The organism is Candidatus Liberimonas magnetica (assembly GCA_020523885.1).
Classification (GTDB): Bacteria; Elusimicrobiota; Endomicrobiia; order Endomicrobiales; family JAFGIL01; genus Liberimonas; species Liberimonas magnetica.
This window is the reverse complement of sequence record JAJAPY010000012.1, coordinates 72,632-92,144: the sequence shown is the minus strand read 5'-3', so window position 1 is coordinate 92,144 and position 19,513 is coordinate 72,632. Positions and strand designations below refer to the sequence as shown.

8 protein-coding genes (1 of these 8 only partly in view) are annotated in these 19,513 nt (G+C 39.7%); all 8 read left to right on the top strand.

All coding sequences use genetic code 11. The annotated features are described in order from the left end of the window. Positions 1-266: hypothetical protein (locus LHV68_09690; GenBank protein ID MCB4792147.1), on the top strand; the 266-nt coding region annotated here is incomplete at its 5' end. Further along, complete coding sequence (locus LHV68_09685; GenBank protein MCB4792146.1) at positions 266-1,891, top strand: M23 family metallopeptidase; 1,626 nt, start codon at positions 266-268, stop codon at positions 1,889-1,891. The genes LHV68_09690 and LHV68_09685, both read left to right, overlap by 1 nt. After that, positions 1,852-2,535, top strand: coding sequence for a gliding motility-associated C-terminal domain-containing protein (locus LHV68_09680; GenBank protein ID MCB4792145.1), 684 nt, complete (start codon positions 1,852-1,854; stop codon positions 2,533-2,535). Before LHV68_09685 ends, LHV68_09680 begins: the two co-directional genes overlap by 40 nt. A gap of 26 nt (positions 2,536-2,561) precedes the next feature. Continuing rightward, positions 2,562-3,473, top strand: coding sequence for a quinolinate synthase NadA (nadA, locus tag LHV68_09675; GenBank protein ID MCB4792144.1), 912 nt, complete (start codon positions 2,562-2,564; stop codon positions 3,471-3,473). 97 nt (positions 3,474-3,570) lie between these two features. Beyond that, a complete protein-coding gene (locus tag LHV68_09670) occupies positions 3,571-4,029 on the top strand; it encodes a thioredoxin family protein (GenBank protein MCB4792143.1) in 459 nt (152 codons plus the stop codon). Continuing rightward, on the top strand, positions 4,022-4,738 hold the full coding sequence (locus tag LHV68_09665; GenBank protein ID MCB4792142.1) for a cytochrome c biogenesis protein CcdA: 717 nt from the start codon (positions 4,022-4,024) through the stop codon (positions 4,736-4,738). Before LHV68_09670 ends, LHV68_09665 begins: the two co-directional genes overlap by 8 nt. A gap of 148 nt (positions 4,739-4,886) precedes the next feature. Continuing rightward, positions 4,887-5,375 (top strand): hypothetical protein, encoded by a 489-nt coding sequence (locus tag LHV68_09660; GenBank protein ID MCB4792141.1) that lies wholly within the window; start codon positions 4,887-4,889, stop codon positions 5,373-5,375. A 57-nt stretch (positions 5,376-5,432) separates the two neighbouring features. Further along, a protein-coding gene (locus tag LHV68_09655) for a HEAT repeat domain-containing protein (GenBank protein MCB4792140.1) crosses the window boundary here: on the top strand, positions 5,433-19,513 show its start. It continues 21,997 nt past the right edge of the window; the window shows 14,081 of its 36,078 coding nt (coding positions 1-14,081); its start codon is at positions 5,433-5,435; its stop codon lies off the right edge, out of view.

Below are 19,513 nucleotides of genomic sequence, written 5' to 3'. Positions count from 1 at the left end.
TATATAATAAAAAAGGCGATTTGCTTTTAAATGTGCCCTGGGGTTCTGAGCCTGTAATGTCCCCAAATGGGAAATATCTTGCACTTAGAGTTGCGGGTCAACCCACCTTAACATATTTTTATAATCTTAACAACGGAAAATACTGGAAAGCAGATAAAGAATACTCTATTTATAGCGTTTCAAATACAGGACAAGTTAAAGCAGATACCCCTATGACCGATACTCCTGTTACAAACATTGATTTGACGATATATATTGAAAAATAATGATTAAAAAAATAATATTACTCCTCTTTATTTCGATAAACCTTTTTGGTCAGAATTTAGACTCACCTGGAAATTGGGAAATAATATCGGATTACGGTCCGAGAAATGTTGCCAATTCTTGGTTTCATTATGGGATAGATTATGCCGGCAGTGAAGGTGAAAGCATAAAAACAGTAGAAAGTGGGGCAATAAAGAAGATTGAATGGGATGATAATGGAGGCGGATTTTATATTGGTATGATTGGAACAACCGGCTATTGGACATATTTGCATATTTTTAATGGAGTGAAGGATGACCATCCTCTGCCGAAGACATCAGGAAATTGGAAACTACAAGCCGTCGTTTTAGAAAGACAAGATACTAATGAATCTATCGAATCAACTGTTATTATTTTATATTCTGGAAGTAAAATTCAAAAAGTTTTATCTACTTACAATAATCGCTGGGTAAAAGACTCTTCCGGGAGCTATTTGTTGGATTCGTCAGGCAACAAGATAACAACGCAAAGCACTGTTTCTGCCGGCGAGGCGATAGCTCCCGTAGGCACATCCGGCGGAGTCGGCGCACACTGTCATCTGGGCTGCCGCCCTCTTGAAGCTTCAACAGAAAAGGACAATCCTCTGCAATATGTTTCTCACGAAACAAGCAACTTTAAGGCAACGATTTTAAGCCCTAAAGGTGCAATTACAAAATCGCAGGCACATAGCCCTATACCTATAAAATTAAGAATTAACTCAAGCACGGGGCTTGACCTGGACAAAGCGGAAATATTCCTTGATGGGACAGAAGCAGCAAGCAAGATAGCGTCGTTTATATACGGCGGGCGGAATGATGAAACTTCTACAAATAACGCAAAGGCATCAAGCGGCGAAACAACCGGATGGATAACTTACAGGGTCTCTCCCTATGGTACAACCGCAGGTTATGATGACTTTGTAATCGACAGTTATGATTTCAGTCTTTTACCGCAGGGAAACCATTCCATAACAATCCATGCCGCAGATGTTCACAAAGAAGAATTTGTCTATGAATTTAATTTGAACATAGGCGATAGGGGTATGGAAGGAGAACGGACAACGATATATTCAAACGGCTCTACTTCTGTTGAACAAAATCCGTTTGTTGACTGCGGCATGAATTTCACGGGGAGTTACTTTCACAGCGGCTATGCCGGGGCAACGCCTGATTATGTAGAAGTTACTGATTTTTCAGTTTCACAGGAGAACGTCCCAATTGAAAACCTGTCAAAAATAGAGTTCTCCTTTGACGGATGCGGCGGCGGGGCAAAGGCCTTGGCGGATTTGGACCGCTATGTCGGGTTATATGTGACTTTCAAGGATGAAAACGGATATTACCACGAAAGCACAAATGTATGTGTATTTAGATATGACGAACCCGAGGATTCCCCTGCTTACAATCCTAAAACGGGGTTAGAAACAAAAAGCATTACTATAAGCGAACTTATGAATAAAGCAGGGGTAGGAAATGCCGCCTGGGTAAAGTATGTTGATGTAGTGTTGTCCAGCAGCATGGAAAATTCTTTCTGTGTCGATAGCCACGGCAATATATGTTCCGGAACACCGTTATGGGCAGCGTTAAAGTCAGCGGTTTCCCATACAACATAGAATCGAGTGCAACTCAAGGATTAAGTTCTATCAAGGGGCCGTCCTCAATTACACAGGAACGGCAGCCTGTTATCAGTGGAAAAATAACCTCGACCGGCGGAAACATTACGGGCATTTGGGGCAGGTATTCGAGCGTTAATAAAAGCACCTGGACACTTGCAACACCGGTTGACGGAGCATTTGACAGCACAAGCGAAGATTTTACTTATCAAGTATCATCACCTTTGGCAGACGGCGAGCACATAATTGAAATAAAAGCATTAAATGAAAACGGCGAACAGGATGCTGTTTATTACACATACCACTTTTGGGTAGGCAATGCCCCGCCTGCAGTTAACTCAACTGCTCAAAATAATCTGAATAATGTAATTATTTATCCTAACCCGTACAAACCCGGTTCCGGGACAAACCACGACAGAACCGGCGGAGTTGTCTTTGCAAACCTGACAAATAATGCTAAAATAAGCATATTCAATATCTCCGGAGAGCTTGTTTATGAAGCAAATGAAGTAAACGGCAGCGGGACTTTGGAATGGGATGGTAAGAACAAAAGCGGCAACAAGGTTTCAAGCGGTGTCTATGTTTATCTTATAACCAATTCCGGAGGCGAAAAGAAAACCGGTAAAATCTCAATATTAAAATAACAAGTTTTTGCATAAAACGAAAACAAATGCCAGATAAAATAATTGAAAAAATTGTAGAACTTAAAGAAAAAAGAAATGCTGTCATACTCGTGCATAACTACCAGCCCGGCGAGTTACAGGATATAGCCGATTTTTTAGGTGATTCTCTTGACCTGAGCCAGAAAGCAAGGGACTCCAAGAAAGACGTCATAGTGTTTTGCGGGGTCCATTTCATGGCTGAGACCGCCTCGATCCTCTGCCCGGACAAAACCGTTCTTTTGCCGGAAATAACCTCGGGCTGCCCTATGGCGAACATGGTAACCGCAGATAAACTTAAAGCAATGAAAAAGGATTATCCGGGTGTGCCGGTTGTGTGTTACATAAACACAACAGCGGAAGTTAAAGCAGAAAGCGACGTGTGCTGTACATCGTCAAATGCGGTAAAGATAGCAAAGTCTATTGATTCAAACAAAATTATTTTTGTACCGGACAAAAACCTGGGGCATTATGTCTCAACCCAGGTGGACAAAGAGTTCATTCTTTGGGAAGGGTACTGCCCGATACATATAAATATTATTGAAGAATACGTTTTAAAAGCAAAAAAAGAGCACCCTAAAGCCGAGGTCATAGTTCATCCTGAATGCCCGCCGGACGTGGTCAAAATTGCGGATGTGGTTTTATCTACCTCAGGCATGTGCAACTATGTCAGAGAATCTAAAAAAACTGAATTCATTATAGGTACCGAAACAGGTATTATATACCGCATGAAAAAAGAAAATCCCGGTAAATCATTTTACCCTGCGACAGACCTGGCGGTATGCCCAAACATGAAGAAGAACAGCCTGGAAAAACTCCTCTGGGCTTTAGAAGACATGAAATATAAGATAGAAGTCCCGAAGGAAACAAGAGAAAAGGCAAAAAAGTGCATTGATGCGATGTTTAAAATAAATAGCGTTTAGCGGATATATCTCCAGGGGTAAGGTGTAAGGGATAAGATTTAAAACTTACCCCTTATCCCTGTTTTTTGTCCGCTCAACGCTAAAACTTGGAGGCAAAATGTTTAAGACAAAAATATTGTTCAGCGTTATTCTAACCTTGTTCGTTTTAAGCGCCTGCGCTAAAACAAACCCTCCCCTTACAGAGCCTGAAAATGCCGCAGAAAATACGCAAAAAGAAGGTATAAGCTGGGTTTATGACATTTCTCAAGGCCTTAAACTGGCAAACGAAACAAACAGACCTTTGATGGTTGATTTTATGGCTCCTTGGTGTACCTGGTGCAAGAAACTCGATAAAGACGTATACACAAACATAAATGTGGTCAACGCTTCTAAGGATTTTATTAACGTGAAGATAGATACCGACAAATTCCCCGAGGTGTCAGGCAAATACGGGATAACAGGCCTTCCTACTATAATCTTCCTTAACAAGAACGGCGATGTGATCGAAAAGATAATCGGGTACAGCGACAGCCAGAATTTAATAAACACTATGACAAAGGCTTTAAAGAATGGATAACCTCAATAACTTTCCTGTAATAGCGAGCTTTCTGGCAGGGGTAGCCAGTTTTGTCAGCCCCTGCATCCTTCCTATGATACCGGCATACATAACGTTCATAACCGGAGCATCGCTGGATGAGCTGAAAAGCGGGAACGTATCCTTAAGAAATACCTTCCTTAACGCTTTATTCTTCGTGCTCGGATTTAGCTTTATCTTCATACTGCTTGGCGCTTCTGCGACTTATTTAGGCAACTTGATAGGTACTAATAAAAAAATTATCCAATGGGCCGGCGGGATAATAATTATTATTTTCGGGTTTCATATCATGGGTATACTTAAACTGAATATGCTTTATTATGAGAAACGGATGGAAATGAAACGGTTTTCTTTAGGATACCTGGGTGCTTTTTTTATAGGGATAGCTTTTGCCATAGGCTGGACACCTTGTATCGGCCCTATACTTTCTTCAATACTTATTCTTGCGTCCACTCAAAATACGTTAAACCAGGGAATGATGCTCTTAACAATATATTCGATAGGCCTTGGCATCCCGTTTTTGATAACAGCTGTCTTTATAAACAAAACCCTGCAATTTTTTACTGCGATAAAAAGGTATTTCAGGATAATCGAGGTTATTTCAGGCCTGATCCTTATTGCGATAGGATTTTTGATACTCACCAACAATTTCAAGTTCTTTACAGTGCTAATCCAGAAGTTTTTTTCATAACCCTCATCCCATAAAGAATCTATCTATAGTTTCCTATTAACCGCTAATGACTTTGTAAACGGTCTAAATTTGCAATTATTTTACACCTTTTACTTGACTTATTTACACTTGTACATTATAATTTTATAAAGGTAATAATAATATATATATGAAAAAGAAAGCGCTTCTAATTTGTTTAATCTTTTGTTTTCTGTTCAATAACTCTGTTGCGTTATTTGCAATTGACAGACAATTAATTACTTCAGCTCCGTGCATCGCGACCCCCGGCCTTGAAGAAACCTCAACAGTTCAAGCCCCTTTTACCGTAATGAATACCCTGCTTAGGAAAGGTGTACCTTTATTTCCTGAGTTTAAGGGGCCTTTAAGTAACAAACAAAAGGATACAACTGATAAAGACAACCTTTGCCTGATGTCATCTACCGGAAATGGAATAAAATATACTTGCAAATTCAATAAGAATTTAGAAAACGATAAAACCCTGTCCGACACATCATACGAAAAAACATTTGATAGGTATTTGTTTTACTTAAAGTTGCTGATAGGGATAAACTCGCTTTTTTCCTTTTTCATATTATTATTTTTAGTTTCATTGTCAAAGAGCAATCTGCCATGGGAGATTAATAATTTCTATAGGTAGTACAGCCCAATTCCGTCCAACCAGGAATTGGGTTTTTTTATTGGTTTATAGGAAATTATGTTGAAAAAATTTATATCATTATTTACTTTAATTTGTTTCCTCGTTTCTTTTGTATTCGGGGATGTATTGCATGCATCATTGACCCCCCCAGTAAAACAACCTTCCCAGGATTTTGAAGACTTTATAATACCCCAGGAATACGGAAAGATAACGGACTCTTATATAGCGCATAGCGTAGAGCGTGAAGCGGATAGAATTGATGGTAAAGAAATTGAACCTATGGCTACGCTGTCTGCTACACGTTATCCGCTGGTTATTAACATACAAGACCTGCACTGCAATCCTGAAGTTCAAAGGAATATCAGCAAGATCCTATCTGCTTTAGACAAAAAATATAACCTTAGTAAAGTACATGTGGAAGGTGCCTATGGGGATGTAGACACTTCCTGGCTTTCCAACATCCAAAACAAAGACCTCAAGAAGGAGATATTAGAAAACCTCCTTGATCAAGGTAAACTTACCGGCAGTGAATATTATTCCGTTAAGGCTAACAAGCCTAACCTGCTTAAAGGTATGGATGATGAAAAGAGCCACAAGGAAAACCTGGTAAGACTTGGAAAAATCATTGAAAAACAAGAGTATTTTAAGAATAAAACTAAAGAACTCGATCGTGATTTGCAGTACATGAGGGCCAGGTACTTAAGTTCAAAAAATAAAGATTTTAACAGCATCGTTCAAAAGCACAAAGACGGAACTATATCCAGCCAGAAATACTATTCAACACTTGCCAAATATGTCCATACGATAAACAGATCTCCAGATAAATTCAACAGTATCCTAAACATAAGCATGGATAACTACCCTAATATAGAAAATTATATCAGGCTCTTAGGCCTGGCAAAGGAACTCAAATATAAAAAGATAACCGCTCAAATGCAGTTGTTCCTGCAGGCGCTCAAATCAAAGTTGCCCTACAACGTTTACAGTTCGCTTCTTTCAAAAACAGAGAATTTCTCAAAACCCAATGAATTGTATATTTATCTCGCACAGCTGGCAGACGGGCCGGCTAAACCGCTGGCCCTTCAGTTCCCGGAGCTTTGCAAATTCTTTGAGTATACCAAGCAAAGCCGCCAGATCAACACCTTTGCCCTCATTGATGAAGAAAAAAGAATAACCGAAGATATAAGGCTGGCTTTATCCAACAACATCAGCGAACTTGAAGTGTCGTTCTTATCTGATTTTTTTGTTTATTTTAAGGATTACCTCTCAAACACCTTATCAGCGGAAGACTACGAATACTTTATCCTGAGGTTCGATAAGTTTAAGGCCATCTGGGGTAAATATGCTTATAAGAACCGGATACTGGACCTTTCAGAGGATTTTACTCTGCTTGATGAATTTTACAAAACTAACTGTAATAGGAACGAGTTTTTTATTAAGAACATAACAGAAATAGCTCCTATTGAAGACAAGATCAACAAATGTATTAGTAAAGGAAAAGCTGCGGTTTCTGCCAAGGATTTTACTAAAGCAAGGAAGTATTTCGCTGAAGTTTTAAACATGGTAGACCGCAAGGCAAATATAGAAAAGACAGCGAACTCTGGAGCAAAGGCTAAGAATTCAATTGCAGACCTACTGAAAGACTCCGAAATCGTGGTTATGGTCACCGGAGGTTTTCATACAGACGGGCTTAAAAAAATACTAAAAGAACGTGGGATATCTTACCTTGCAATAACTCCCAATATCACAAAAGACACTAAATTTTCAACTAGAATTTATGAAGAACTCGCAAAAGAACAAGCGAAAAACTACAGTTCAGAGTTCTTAGTTCAGAGTTCAGAAAAAGACCTTTCAATAACTCAATACTCAAAACTTGTAACTCAGAACTCAAAACTGGCTCTTGGCCTCGCATCTCAATTATCTTCCCAAAAGTTATTTGAACTTGTGCTAAATTCAGTAAATAAGACATTAAGAGAAGCAAAAATCACGGACAGGGTAAAATTAGTTGAAGAAATAGAAAAGAGTATAGGGGTTAAGGTAGTGTTTGATCCTGCTTTAGAAACAATATCTTTTGAAAATGGGACCCGGATAAAATTGGCAGAAAACGAAGATAAAAATCATATTAAATATGTTCAAGCTGAGCTGAATAACTTTGTTCCAGGCGCTTATAAAGGAGCGCTTGATGCACTGATAAACACTACTAAACTGACAAATGCAACTTTAAAAGCGGCTTTGGGCAACATACATGATTTTATAAGAATAACTGCAAAATTTGCCTCGGATATCAATATTATTACCGGTGACGGGTTGATAGCTGACATTGAAGATGACCCTGCCTTAAAAGATACAGAAACAATTGACGGCATAGAAAAAGAAGTATTAGCCCAATATCCAGAAACCGTTCAAAGACTAATATTAAAGCATAAAAAGAGCGCAGACACGCTTCATTCAAGCAATGAATACTGGTTAAGGATCCTCATTTCGTTTGACCTGTTAAGCCATTTCCTTACGAACAAAACTATCTTAGATCAAATCAAAGTAAGAAATGCCGTTATGGCCATAAAAGAAAAAGACCTGAGCGACCAAGAATTATTCGAGTTATCAAAAGAATATTTCACAAGCGGGGATAAAAGCACTAAAGAGAAAAGAAATAACGAAAACATTCTGTTTAACAATATTGTAAATGAAAAACCAAACAATACCGCGCTAAACGATCTCGCAAAAGATGACACGGTAATAGCAGCAGCCAAGGAAACGATTGATTCTAGGATAGAAGAGTATGACAAAAGATTAAAAAAATTAGACCCGGATTTAAACATTATCCCCATTTGGGATGCCTGCCTAGCTGCAATGCTAAAATGGTACCCGGTGCATCTTTTTAAGCGCTATTATACAAACAGAAGCATAAATGAAGACCATGCTGTTATGCATATTTTAACGGTGCTTGGCTACATCGTTCAAATTCTTGAGAATACCCCGGAAGACAAAATCAAAGCTACTATTAAAAATATTAATTTTAAAAGATTAATATACGGAGTTATCCTTCACGACATATCCACAATAGTACTTCGCGGAGACCATTATAAAAATTCATCACTGTGCGCGAGTGCCATCCTTAAAAAAGATGCTACTCTTAGCCGGGAAGATATCGTTCAGATCGTATCAATTATCAGGTTCCATGACAAATCCGTTTCACAAAATAATAAATTTTATAAAACATTGCCGGAAGCACAATTTTTGCGCGATGCCGACATTTTTGCCGCCACCTTTGACCTTGAAAGGATTTACCGGAACTGGGTCCATGACCCTAACCTTTTATTTTATGACAGAAGCTTAGACGTTGAGTCCGGAGTACGGGCCAGAGTACAAGCTCTTTTAAATCCAAAATATTCTTGGCAAGATTCAGACGGGCTTACTGATCTGGTCTATAAGGGCTGGCTGCAAAAAAATCCTAATAAATTCCTTACACCGGGCGCAAGAAAGATCATGGCTGAATCAAGGTCTGCAGGAATTACTGAAATTGTACATCTGCTCGAAAGCAAAAGAGAAGACATGAAGAAAAACCTTATAAGGGCTGATAACCATCCTGTAAATGATGACGATGTAGACGACTGCATCGAGATAATAAAAGGCCTATATGCCGGTTATCTCGCGGCGCAACCTGAGACCATAAAGGACAGGCCTGCCCTTTTAAAAGCATACCTGAAAGGTTTGGAAGAAAAAGATTATAATAAATCTATTTATACAATCAAACTAGTTAGAATGTTTATTCAGAAAGATCCTGAATATAACCCGGCTTATAACAACGAGCTTTCCGATGATGAGATAGAGAGATTCTGCAAGGATGAAAACCTTAATATTAACCTTTATTATGAGTTGATTAGATTGTCAGGCAAACCTTTTTATAAACCGGTCGCAGCTGACCTTTTAAGCGCGATAGGCATTTCAACGGTGCCGGAGAGCGCGGAAGATAAGGCATTAAAAGCTAAAAAGCGCCAGGAGCTTATTGACAGCATAACAAAGCGGATTTCAAAAGATGACCAGGTAAAGGTCTGTTTTGTATGTTCCCAAAATATGATGAGAAGCGCTATAGCTGATATCCTTTTAAAAGACGGTATAAAAAAACTTAATAAAGTAAACGTAACCGTAGAATCTGCCGGCTTGGATGCGGATGTGTTTGTACCGGGCATAGACGATAATGAACACAGGTCTCTTGATCCCTATGCAAAATCCCTTTTAGTAAATTCCGATATAGACGAATCCCTCATTGCTTCCTTTCACTCAAAGCCTTTTGACAGAAACCTTGAAGATTCGGATATTTTCATAGTGGCAGATGAAGGCATTAGAAACAATATTTTATTGAAATTTCCTAAATTGGAAGGAAGAGTTGTTACTTTTGGAGAAATGCACCCTGATCTCGTCAAAATACAACCCAGTAGCCCTCCAGAAGAAATATTTGCACTTATTAAAGACAGAATAATCCCCAGGCTTATCGGACAGGTGCCAGCAGCGCCTCTTGAAATAGCAACTGAACAGGAAGACCTATTAAGCCATGTTGCAGGTGTGCCGCAAACTGAATATTTCATAGATATAAAACCTTTAGAAGAAGTGATAAGTGTTCAATCTTTATATGTAGATCGCGAGAAACAAACTGAACTAAGAAATAAATATAGAAACTTCCAGGACAGGTTGATAGCCTCTAATTTTGCAGCACTGGAACTAATTAATGGCGCTATGACAAAAGCAGTTGCCCAAAGAATCCTTAGCCATACAGAAAACATGCTTGAGTCTTTTGAAGAATTAGACCCAAAAGGTTCAAAAAAAACAAGGGCAAGTTTTGACGAATTAAGAGAATCTCTTGAGAAAGAATGGGAATCTTTATCTCCAAACGATAAACTTCCCGCAAAATTACGGCAAAGTGTTTCAAGGCTTGATACAAACCTGCAAAGCGTCCATTCGTTTATAAATTTTATCCATCAAAAAGGTACGGAAGCAGTTAATAAAGCCTTACAAAACGCTTCTGTCAATACAGAAATAGCGATAAGTGGTCATAAGATCTTTATAGCTGATTTGGGTGAAACTCCTTTAACTGATGGTAGTAATAGGATATTAAATAAGTCATTTGAAAGAGTCTTAAAGGGTATCTCAGGTTATGCTTATGAGAATTTTGTAGTAATAGATAATTACATTTTCTGGAGTTTAAAATTGGGAAGTCACAGGATAGAGTTATCCTGTGACTTAAATGCACCTGATGAAGGCGGTTTCCTGCGAATCCGTTATTTTGAAGGCGGGACCGATGCGAGTAATGAATTAAGGCGCTATTATTTAGCTTCTGTTTTAAAAGGGCTTGGGCTCGATGTTAAAATCAAGACAGGCATTAATGAAGAGGCGGCATTGGATAGGGACCGTAGATGTTATATGTTTGAAGCTATTTTAGATAAAGACCACGGCGCAATTGGAACCGAACAGCTTGAAGATGCACTGACAATAGCTTTGAAAGCTTTTCATTTTACTGGTAATTTAGATTTTGCATTTCAAGATATCTTCCAGGAAGTCTTTCTTGATGAAAAAACAATGAAGGGTAAGAAAGCGATAGCCAAGGTAAGAGAATTTGGAGAAGATTTGTTCGGTATTTATTTTGCTCTTAGCAACAAAAAGACAACGGTGTATAAGAAAGCGATAGCCGCGGTAAAAGAACTTATAGAAGATATGGCCGGTATTTATCTTGCTGAAGGAAATCCTGCATTTTTTATGCGTGCTTCTTTATATGAACGTTATAAAAAATACAAGCAAGATTCCGGCAAAAGAGATGAACTTCGAAGAACGCTGAATTCATCGCTCGGAAAGTGGGGTCTTCCTTTAATTCCTGAAAGTATATATTTTGGACAAAGAGTTATTGACAAATATTACACTAATGCCGTGCAAGAAGCATTGGCTAGAGGCGAATTAAAACTTAACGGCAGAGGCGTGCCTGAAAAAAATCCCAATTATGACCCTGTTTCAACGATAATCCGGACTGTACTTAACGAGGAAGATAAAGCGCTGCAAACGGCGTTAAGCATAGGTTCATTGCCGAACGAATTATTAAACTATAGGGTTACTGGTTATGCCGGAAGGCTGGCAGTTGTATGCGGCCAGGTTAAAATAGAATCCGGGGACTGGGTGATAATAGACGGGTTGAGAGATCCGGGTACAGGCAGGTTATTATACGCTGTAAGCTCATTAAAAAAGGCAAGCGGCCAACCGGAAGTTCTTAATCTTGAACAAACCATAAGAATATTAAATAAAGAAGGTTTTAGTGTAACCCCGGCTGAACCTGCGAGCAAACCGCAAAAGGTTTTTGCTCAAAAGCTGCTTCGTTCTCCTCCAAAAGGAAAAGAACAGGGTGCAAAAACTATAAAAGGCATAGCTGCCTCAGCAGGAAAAGATGCCTGGGTTACCGGCCGGGTTACGTTCAATAAGAAATATAACGAACAAGGCAAAAAAAAGGATAGAAAGAACAGGATATTTGTTGTTCCCTTTACAACGCCGGATGATTTAGGTGCGATAAAATCCGCAAAGGCTGTAGTTACAACAGGCGGCGGGATACTGAGCCATGCAGGCATTACAACGCGGGAATTCGGGATACCTGCCGTAATAATGGCAGGAGCCGATTGGCAGCATAAAGAAGGCAAAGAAGAGTTAACTGTCCCGTTTATTGAAGCTGCAGGGCCTGCAAAAAAAGATTCTCACGGGTTGTGGGTTAGCAACGAAGTTGTATCCGTCAATAGGCCCGTCAAAGAAGGCGCTATTGTTATAGTAAACGGTAAAGAAGGGTTAGTCTTAGTGTTTAGCGAAGACAGCCAGGAGTTATTAAATGAAGCCTATGAATTGATAATTAATCTGGAAAACGGAAAAGCAAATCCAAAAGACATAAAAAAATGGTTTATTAAAAATATAAAACCGGAAAATATACAGGCCATTTCAGATGCTGCGGAATTCATAGTTATTCAAGCATTGCAAAACCCTGCGCTTAAAACAGACAATAAAGGGGCTGAAATAATTAGTATTTTAAAGGAGTTAGAAAAACAGACATTCCCAAAAGAAACAGTAAATAGAATAAAAACATTCCGGGAAATGTTTTTTGACAGCGCCTTAGAAGAGTTTGAAACTATGTTTGAAAGGTCAAGCCAGGAACTTGAGCACATTAAAGATAGGGGTAAAGCTGAAAAATTGCTCTCTGACCTAAAAGAACAAAATGATTATACTGCGGGTTTAGCCGCTACTTTATCAATTGATAATAAGGCATTAGCAGATTTTGGAACAAGAATAGAAGCTTTAAAAAGTAATGCTAAAAACAGATTTAAAGAGACCGATACAAAATGGATAAAAGAAACGGACGAATTAATCCAAAAGGACCTGACAGAAGATGATTTACCTAAAATACGCCGGCTGCTGAGGGCTGCCACAAAAGATCAGGCTGCGTCTCTTCTATACAAAAAACTCTTAGAAAAAGAGAGAAAATTATCTATAACCAAAAACCAAAAATTAAGCCGGGTAAATAGGCCTGTGTTTTCTTTAGGCGAGATCGATGATGATTTTACAGGTATTGTAGGAGGGAAATCAGCAAAACTCGGAGAAATATTAAAAATAATCCGGGAAAAAGGCGGCTATGTACCGGATGGCCTGGCCGTTGCAACGGACGCTTTTGGCACATTTTTAAAGGAAAACGGGCTTGAAAATGAGTTTAGAAAGTTGACAAATGAGCTTGACGGCAAATTGAGTAATCCGTCCATACTTTTTAAAGTTTTTAATGGAAAACAGAGAGCAATTAAAGAATATTCTGAAAAAATCCGGGCGTTAATAAGCCGCGGAACATTAACGGAAAATAGCGCACTTGGAAAATTGATTTTAGATGTCCTTAATGATCACGGGATGGGAAATGAATATTTAGCCGTACGGTCGTCGGCAGTGCAGGAGGATACTCAGAAAGCAGCTTTTGCCGGTGCTGCAGAGACTTATCTTTACGTGAACAAAGAAGAACTGCTTGATAAAATAAAAGAAAACTGGATGTCGTTCTGGCTTCCAAGAGGGATAGAATACAGACTGGAACAAGGTATTCCTCAAGTAGAAGTCAAACCCGCAGTTCTGGTGCAAAAAATGGCAGATGCCAACTCAGCAGGGGTAATATTTACTGTAAATCCAGCTAATGGCAGGGATGAGGTAGTTATTAATGCTTCGTATGGATTAGGAGAACCAGTTGTATCCGGGTCAGTGCAGGCAGACATGTACGTATCCCGCAAAAGTGACGGCGAAGAACTGGAATTCCCGTTTACAGGAAGTAAAAGGGTAAAAGTTGTCAGCAAAAAAGGCAGTGCCGGCACTGAAGAACTCCCGGTTGGCCAGAAAGAAAGAAATAAACGATGCCTGACGAAAGACCAGGTAAAGAAATTGACCGCTATAGCTGTTGCCTTAGAGGAATATTTTGGCTATCCGCTTGACATTGAATTTGCCGTAAGTGGAGATAATATCGCTGTTTTGCAGGCGCGACCTGTAACTACGGATAAAACTACTGACAAAACATCTCTGGCTGCCTTAAAAAATAAGCAGGACTATTCAAGTTCAGAATATACTTCCGGCATAAAATATGCTGAAAAATCAAACATATTTTCGCTAAGGCCTTTTAAGATAGCATTCTGGCAGAGCATTTGGGGATTCTTTAGCGGCAAACCGGAAAAATCCAAACCTGCCACAAAAACCGAAGTTAATACTGAACCGATGCCGCTTGACAAACTCCTTGAATCAATAAAACGAAACCCACCGGAATGGATTATTTTCGATATTGACAAAACACTTGTAGACCCGCAACAGCCAGCCTCACAGGAAATGATGGAATATCTTAATACGCTTAAAAGATTGATCAAAACCGCAGTCCAGACTGCACGTGAGACGCCTCAAAAAGTCGATGATTCTTTTTACCAAAAACCTCCGTTTCATCTCATACTTCTTTCTAACGGCAGTTTAGGTATAAGCCGGGACGAATTGACCGGTAAGGAAGAAAAAGTATTTGAACATGTATTTGACCAGGCCCGGCAGGACGCCTTAAGAGGGATATTCCAAGATGCCGTAAGCAATTTTTTAAATGAAAAAGAAGACGTTAAGGATTTTTTAAAAGGCCCCCTCCTCACTGCACTCTGCATTCCGACTGACAAGTTCAGCGAAGCCCTTGCTTCAGAAATACATACGCGTGTCAATGAATTAGGAAACATTCCGTTCTTTATAACCCACGAAAAGAATACCGGGAACACCTGGATATGGGTAAGCCCGTCAGACAAGGGCGACGGCATTATTACGTTCTGCAGCAGCCAGCATATCAACCCTAAAGACGTGGTCTTTATAGGCGATGACTGGGGCCCGGATGGGAACGATAACCCTGTAAGAAAAGTTACCGGGTTACGGGCCGGAATTACCGGTTCACCTGAGGATACATTGAAATTTATCAATGTCCTTATAAAAATATTAGAAAAGAAAAAATCCGAAGCTGAAAAACCCGGCCCCAAAACAGAAGAAGAATACAGAGCATTAATAAACCAGGCCAGGGTCTATGCTATAGCAGGCAAATATGGTGAAGCTATTAAAATATCCATTGAGCTTAAGAACGAAATAGGCAAGAGGGTTCATGACTTAAAATTTAATGGAAAGATAGATGAAGCAGAACGGTTAAGCAAGCTCCTTTCTGAGCTATACACGGTAATGCTGCAATACGGGGATAAGCTTGGCGGGTTGTTTACCCTGCAGGAAGAATCCAAAGAACAAGAAAACAAATTTCCGGTTACTCCTACAATCGAGCTTGAACCTGAGATGATAGCGAAAATTGAAGACCATATTTCCTTATGGATAAAAGCAAATGAAGAAGAAGACAAAAAATGCCTGATCTTAGCCGCTCCAAATGCCGAAAGCCTGGCTGTTGCAAAGGCCTATTATGACCGTTTGCTTAAAATAGGGGCAAAACCCGTTGTTATGATAGGAGAAGGGGAAGCTATAGAGCAATTGCTGCCTGCACCTAATAAAGGAAGAATATCTAGTGAAAAACATTATGATATTATGTTTGATATAAGGGATAAAGCTAAAGGCCTTGATGTCCCGACATCTTTTGATAAAATATTTGATTTTGATAAAAAATTAAAAAAAGCAGCTAAAGCTACTATAGACAATCTGGCGAATGCAGAAAAAGGCGACATGGTCCTAGTATCGGCAAATTTCGGCAGTGAAGACGGTTTCACGATAGCTATGAGCGTATACGATGCAGCAAAAAAGAAAGGTGCAAACCCTATGCTGGTGCTGTCGCCTGTAAAACATACACCTGAACTTATGGATGACCAGTTAAGGGGAGTGCTTGAAAGGATAGCGCTGCGTCCAAAGGGAAGCAAGCCTGTAAAGCACATAGCTTTGCATAAAGACAGGTTTGGCTGGGATACAAAAACAACCAGCAACGGAACATACAGGAAAGAGATTTACGGAGACCCTGCTATCAACCTTGAGCTGGGTGATTACATAGTAAATATGAGAAAAGTAGACGAAGTGGACGGCCCCGGGATAGACCTGGAAACGTTTTTACAGGCCGGTACAGCAGATTATAAAAACGGCCGCAGATGGACAAAAGCGTTATTGAACAGGACAAAAAAAATAAAGATAATAGAAACTGTCGATGAGAACGGCAACAGCCTCAAGCTTGACGTTACCGGGCAGCCGATCTTAGACGACGTGGATGCTTCAAAGACAGTTAATGGCACGTGTAATGCACCCGGCATGGAAGTTATGATTAGCCCGAAGAAATACAGTAATTTAACAAATGGGATTTTTGTTATTAACAGTGCTATGGATGTGATGGGGGGCTGGACCATCTATCCTGATGCACCAATCACACTACATATAAAGGACGGCTTCGTGATTTTGGATGAGATCGAAGGCGGGGTTGCCGCGGAAGTGCTAAAGAGAACATTTAAAGATTCTATACAAAAAGTCCAGGAACAGTTGGAGAAAGGCGAGCTCAGCCAGGAGGAAGCCGAACAGTGGAAGAAAAATACGCTGCATATCGGTGAATTTGCTATAGGCGTGGACATGAACGGCAAGATGATACTAAATCTTTTAAATGATGAAAAAGTAGGCGGTACGATGCATATCGCGATGGGGTACAATTACAGCCGCGGCAGCAATTACGAAACTGCCGGGACGCATTTTGATGTGATATCGGAGAACAGGACTGTTATATTCCGCTATGAAGACGGAACAGAAGAAACTGTTTTAGAAAAAGGCAAGATCGTAATGAGCGCTTATTATAGCCTTATCCCCGAGGCAGAAGTATACTTGAACGGCAAACCTATTACAAAGAACGGCAGCCGCCTGTGCGCTATTGATGAAAAAGGGTGTATACTGATTTATGAACCGTTCAAGAGATTAAGCCCTAAAGAGCAGCTCAAACAGCTGAAGCATCTAATGAACAGGTTAAGGGTTATGGATTGGGCAAAAGAAAGAGCTATCCTAAGAAATGGTCTTATTCAGGCATTTATTTCTTTAATCCTTGATTTAATGCCCTATAAACCGTTCAGGTATAATGTTCCTGTTGACATGCATGCGGATTTAAACCTGCCTGAAAATGAATATAAATCTTTACAATTGTCACTAAATGCAGGTAAGGAAATGAGGCGCATAATACAAGTCTTGGCTCCTGATTCTAAAAAAGATCTGCCCGGGAAAGCTTATTGGCCTGAAGACCTTACTGCAAAAGACTATGAAAATTATGTAAAAGAACATGAGGATGAAACTCAAACACCACTGGATCAAATCCCTCTTAAAGACTTACCGGACTATGTAAAGAATAACTCCAGGACATTCCAAGTAGTCAACGGCATGCATACTATTGTTAAATGGGCTAAAAATGAAGACGGCTCAAAAGTATTAGAAGGGACGCTCTATACAGAAGATGAAGAAATGGGCCCTGCCATAAAGGAAAGTTTAAGAAATGCTGCCAAATACCTTTTAGAAGCCGCTGCCTTAACAAATGACGATAAATTAAAGGAATATATACGATGGGAAGCAGCGCTTTTATTGGCTTATGATATTGAACAGCTAGAAGAACTTGATAGGTCGGGTTTGTACAAAGAGTACTTAAAAAACTCTGAGTCACAGTCGCTTCTTGATATGACCTATCTGGGGGTTGAAGAAGCAGCTCATAAGGCGTTTGTAAACCTTGAAAACCCGCCGTTTTCAATGATCTTTGAAGTAAGCGATTATTATGTGGACAATCTATGCAGTGTAAAAATGTTTCCGGGTATATTGATTTTAGTAAGAGACGAAAACGCACAAAACTCAATTGATGGCTGGTTACCTGACCTTACAGAATTCGATATAAAGCAGGATTTTAAAACAGATTTTAGAGCCTACCAGGTCGTGTATGATGTTAAATTTACCAATATACCGGACTTAGGCATGGTTGCACCGAGCAGGATAGAAACGGAAACAAAGTGGGGCAAGGTTGAAAGCCAGCTTTATATAACGGCTCTTAAGGCAAAATTCATTGCCATGATGAAACCCATAGCTCAAATACTTCTTGTACCCGACGTGTTACTAGATGAGGACCAGGCGCAGCTTGTAACTTTTGAATCTTTTCTTTATACGACTGTTGTGCATGAAAAGGGTCATACCGCCATCGGAGTAAAGAAAGACGACCTTGGTTCAAACTTTGATTTTGCCGATGAATTATCTGCTGAACTTTATACCCTTTATAAGATTTCCCGTAACAAAAAGGACGAGTTGCTAAATGCGTCTAATTATACGACTTTCATAGTAAATGCTTTCCGGAATTTAAGGCTGGATTCCCCGAACGATGCCAATGAGACCTATATTGATGTCTACAACCTTCTTTTAAGAAAATTTGTAGATAGGGGCACTCTAAATATAACTGCTCAAAACACATTTTGGATTGATTTTCAACCCATCCCTGATATTGTTGATGAACTTATAGCTGAAGATATAGCGATACTCGTACTGGCCAGCGGCATCACTTCAATAGATGAGTTGGGGCCGGCGCTTAAAACCATAATTAAAGACAAACAGTTATTGGAAGACCCTAAAATAATGGGTGCAGTTAAAAGAATAATTGCAGGTGTCGACCTTAAAGATAAGCAGGCTGTTAAGTCCAGGATAGATGTTTTAAGAGCTGTTAAGCTGGATCCTGCAATTGTCGAAAATGCTAATAAGAAGATCATCCTTATTCCTACGGACATACAAACAACTTATGTCACTGCAGAGGAATTATTGGGAAAAGAGGCAGAAGCCGCTCCGCAAGCAGTAATCGATAAAGAAAAAGGCCCAGAAGATTACCTGGGCAAACCAATTGAACAAAGCAGTGTCAGATTACCGGAAGAGTTATCAGACTTTGATATAGATAAACTTATTAAAGCATTGTTTGAAGGCGCGACATACAGTTTCACTGATGATTCAGGCAGAACGTTTTTGACAACAGGCCCGGGGCTTGAAGGGTTTTACAGAGGTTTAAATATCGCATCCAGAATGAACGGCCCTGCAGTTTCCTATCATAATGAACAGGGTTGGATCCTAAAATATTTAAAAGAGCTGCTAAAAACAATTCCGGAAGGAAAGTTACGTCAGGATCTTGATAAGATTATTAATCCGGAAAACGGTGAATTTTCTATTCAAAGGTTCATGAACTATATGGAGAAACTCCAACCCTACCGGTTTAAACTACTCGAAATTATTAAAGAAAACGAAAAACAGATAACTCCCGGAATGATTTATGCATGCAGCGATGCCCCTGATGCTGCCGTAATAAAATACGAAGAACCGATGGATGGAAGCGTGGCATGGTTTGGTTATAAAGCGAACGACATCAGGCTTTCCCAGGAAGCCGGTAAGAAATATGAAGAAAACGGAAAAGCAAAACCGTTCCCTGGCTTGTCTGCAGTTCATTTCATCGGAAAGGAAACGAGACATTATAAAGCATTAGCAAAATTCAGCAGCGATTTGCAGAAAGAACTTGAAGATAAGGGCCTGGGACAATATTTCTCATTCGTTCCGCAGGAAACCTTGCATATGACTCTCTACAATATTAAAACCTGGCCGGATGAAGAAACTTCGGG

Excerpts from the sequence above, each read along its gene's own strand:
- LHV68_09685 (MCB4792146.1), top strand. The coding sequence starts at position 266 with ATGATTAAAAAAATAATATTACTCCTCTTTATTTCGATAAACCTTTTT.
- LHV68_09680 (MCB4792145.1), top strand. The coding sequence starts at position 1,852 with ATGGGCAGCGTTAAAGTCAGCGGTTTCCCATACAACATAGAATCGAGT.
- nadA (MCB4792144.1), top strand. The coding sequence starts at position 2,562 with ATGCCAGATAAAATAATTGAAAAAATTGTAGAACTTAAAGAAAAAAGA.
- LHV68_09670 (MCB4792143.1), top strand. The coding sequence starts at position 3,571 with ATGTTTAAGACAAAAATATTGTTCAGCGTTATTCTAACCTTGTTCGTT.
- LHV68_09665 (MCB4792142.1), top strand. The coding sequence starts at position 4,022 with ATGGATAACCTCAATAACTTTCCTGTAATAGCGAGCTTTCTGGCAGGG.
- LHV68_09660 (MCB4792141.1), top strand. The coding sequence starts at position 4,887 with ATGAAAAAGAAAGCGCTTCTAATTTGTTTAATCTTTTGTTTTCTGTTC.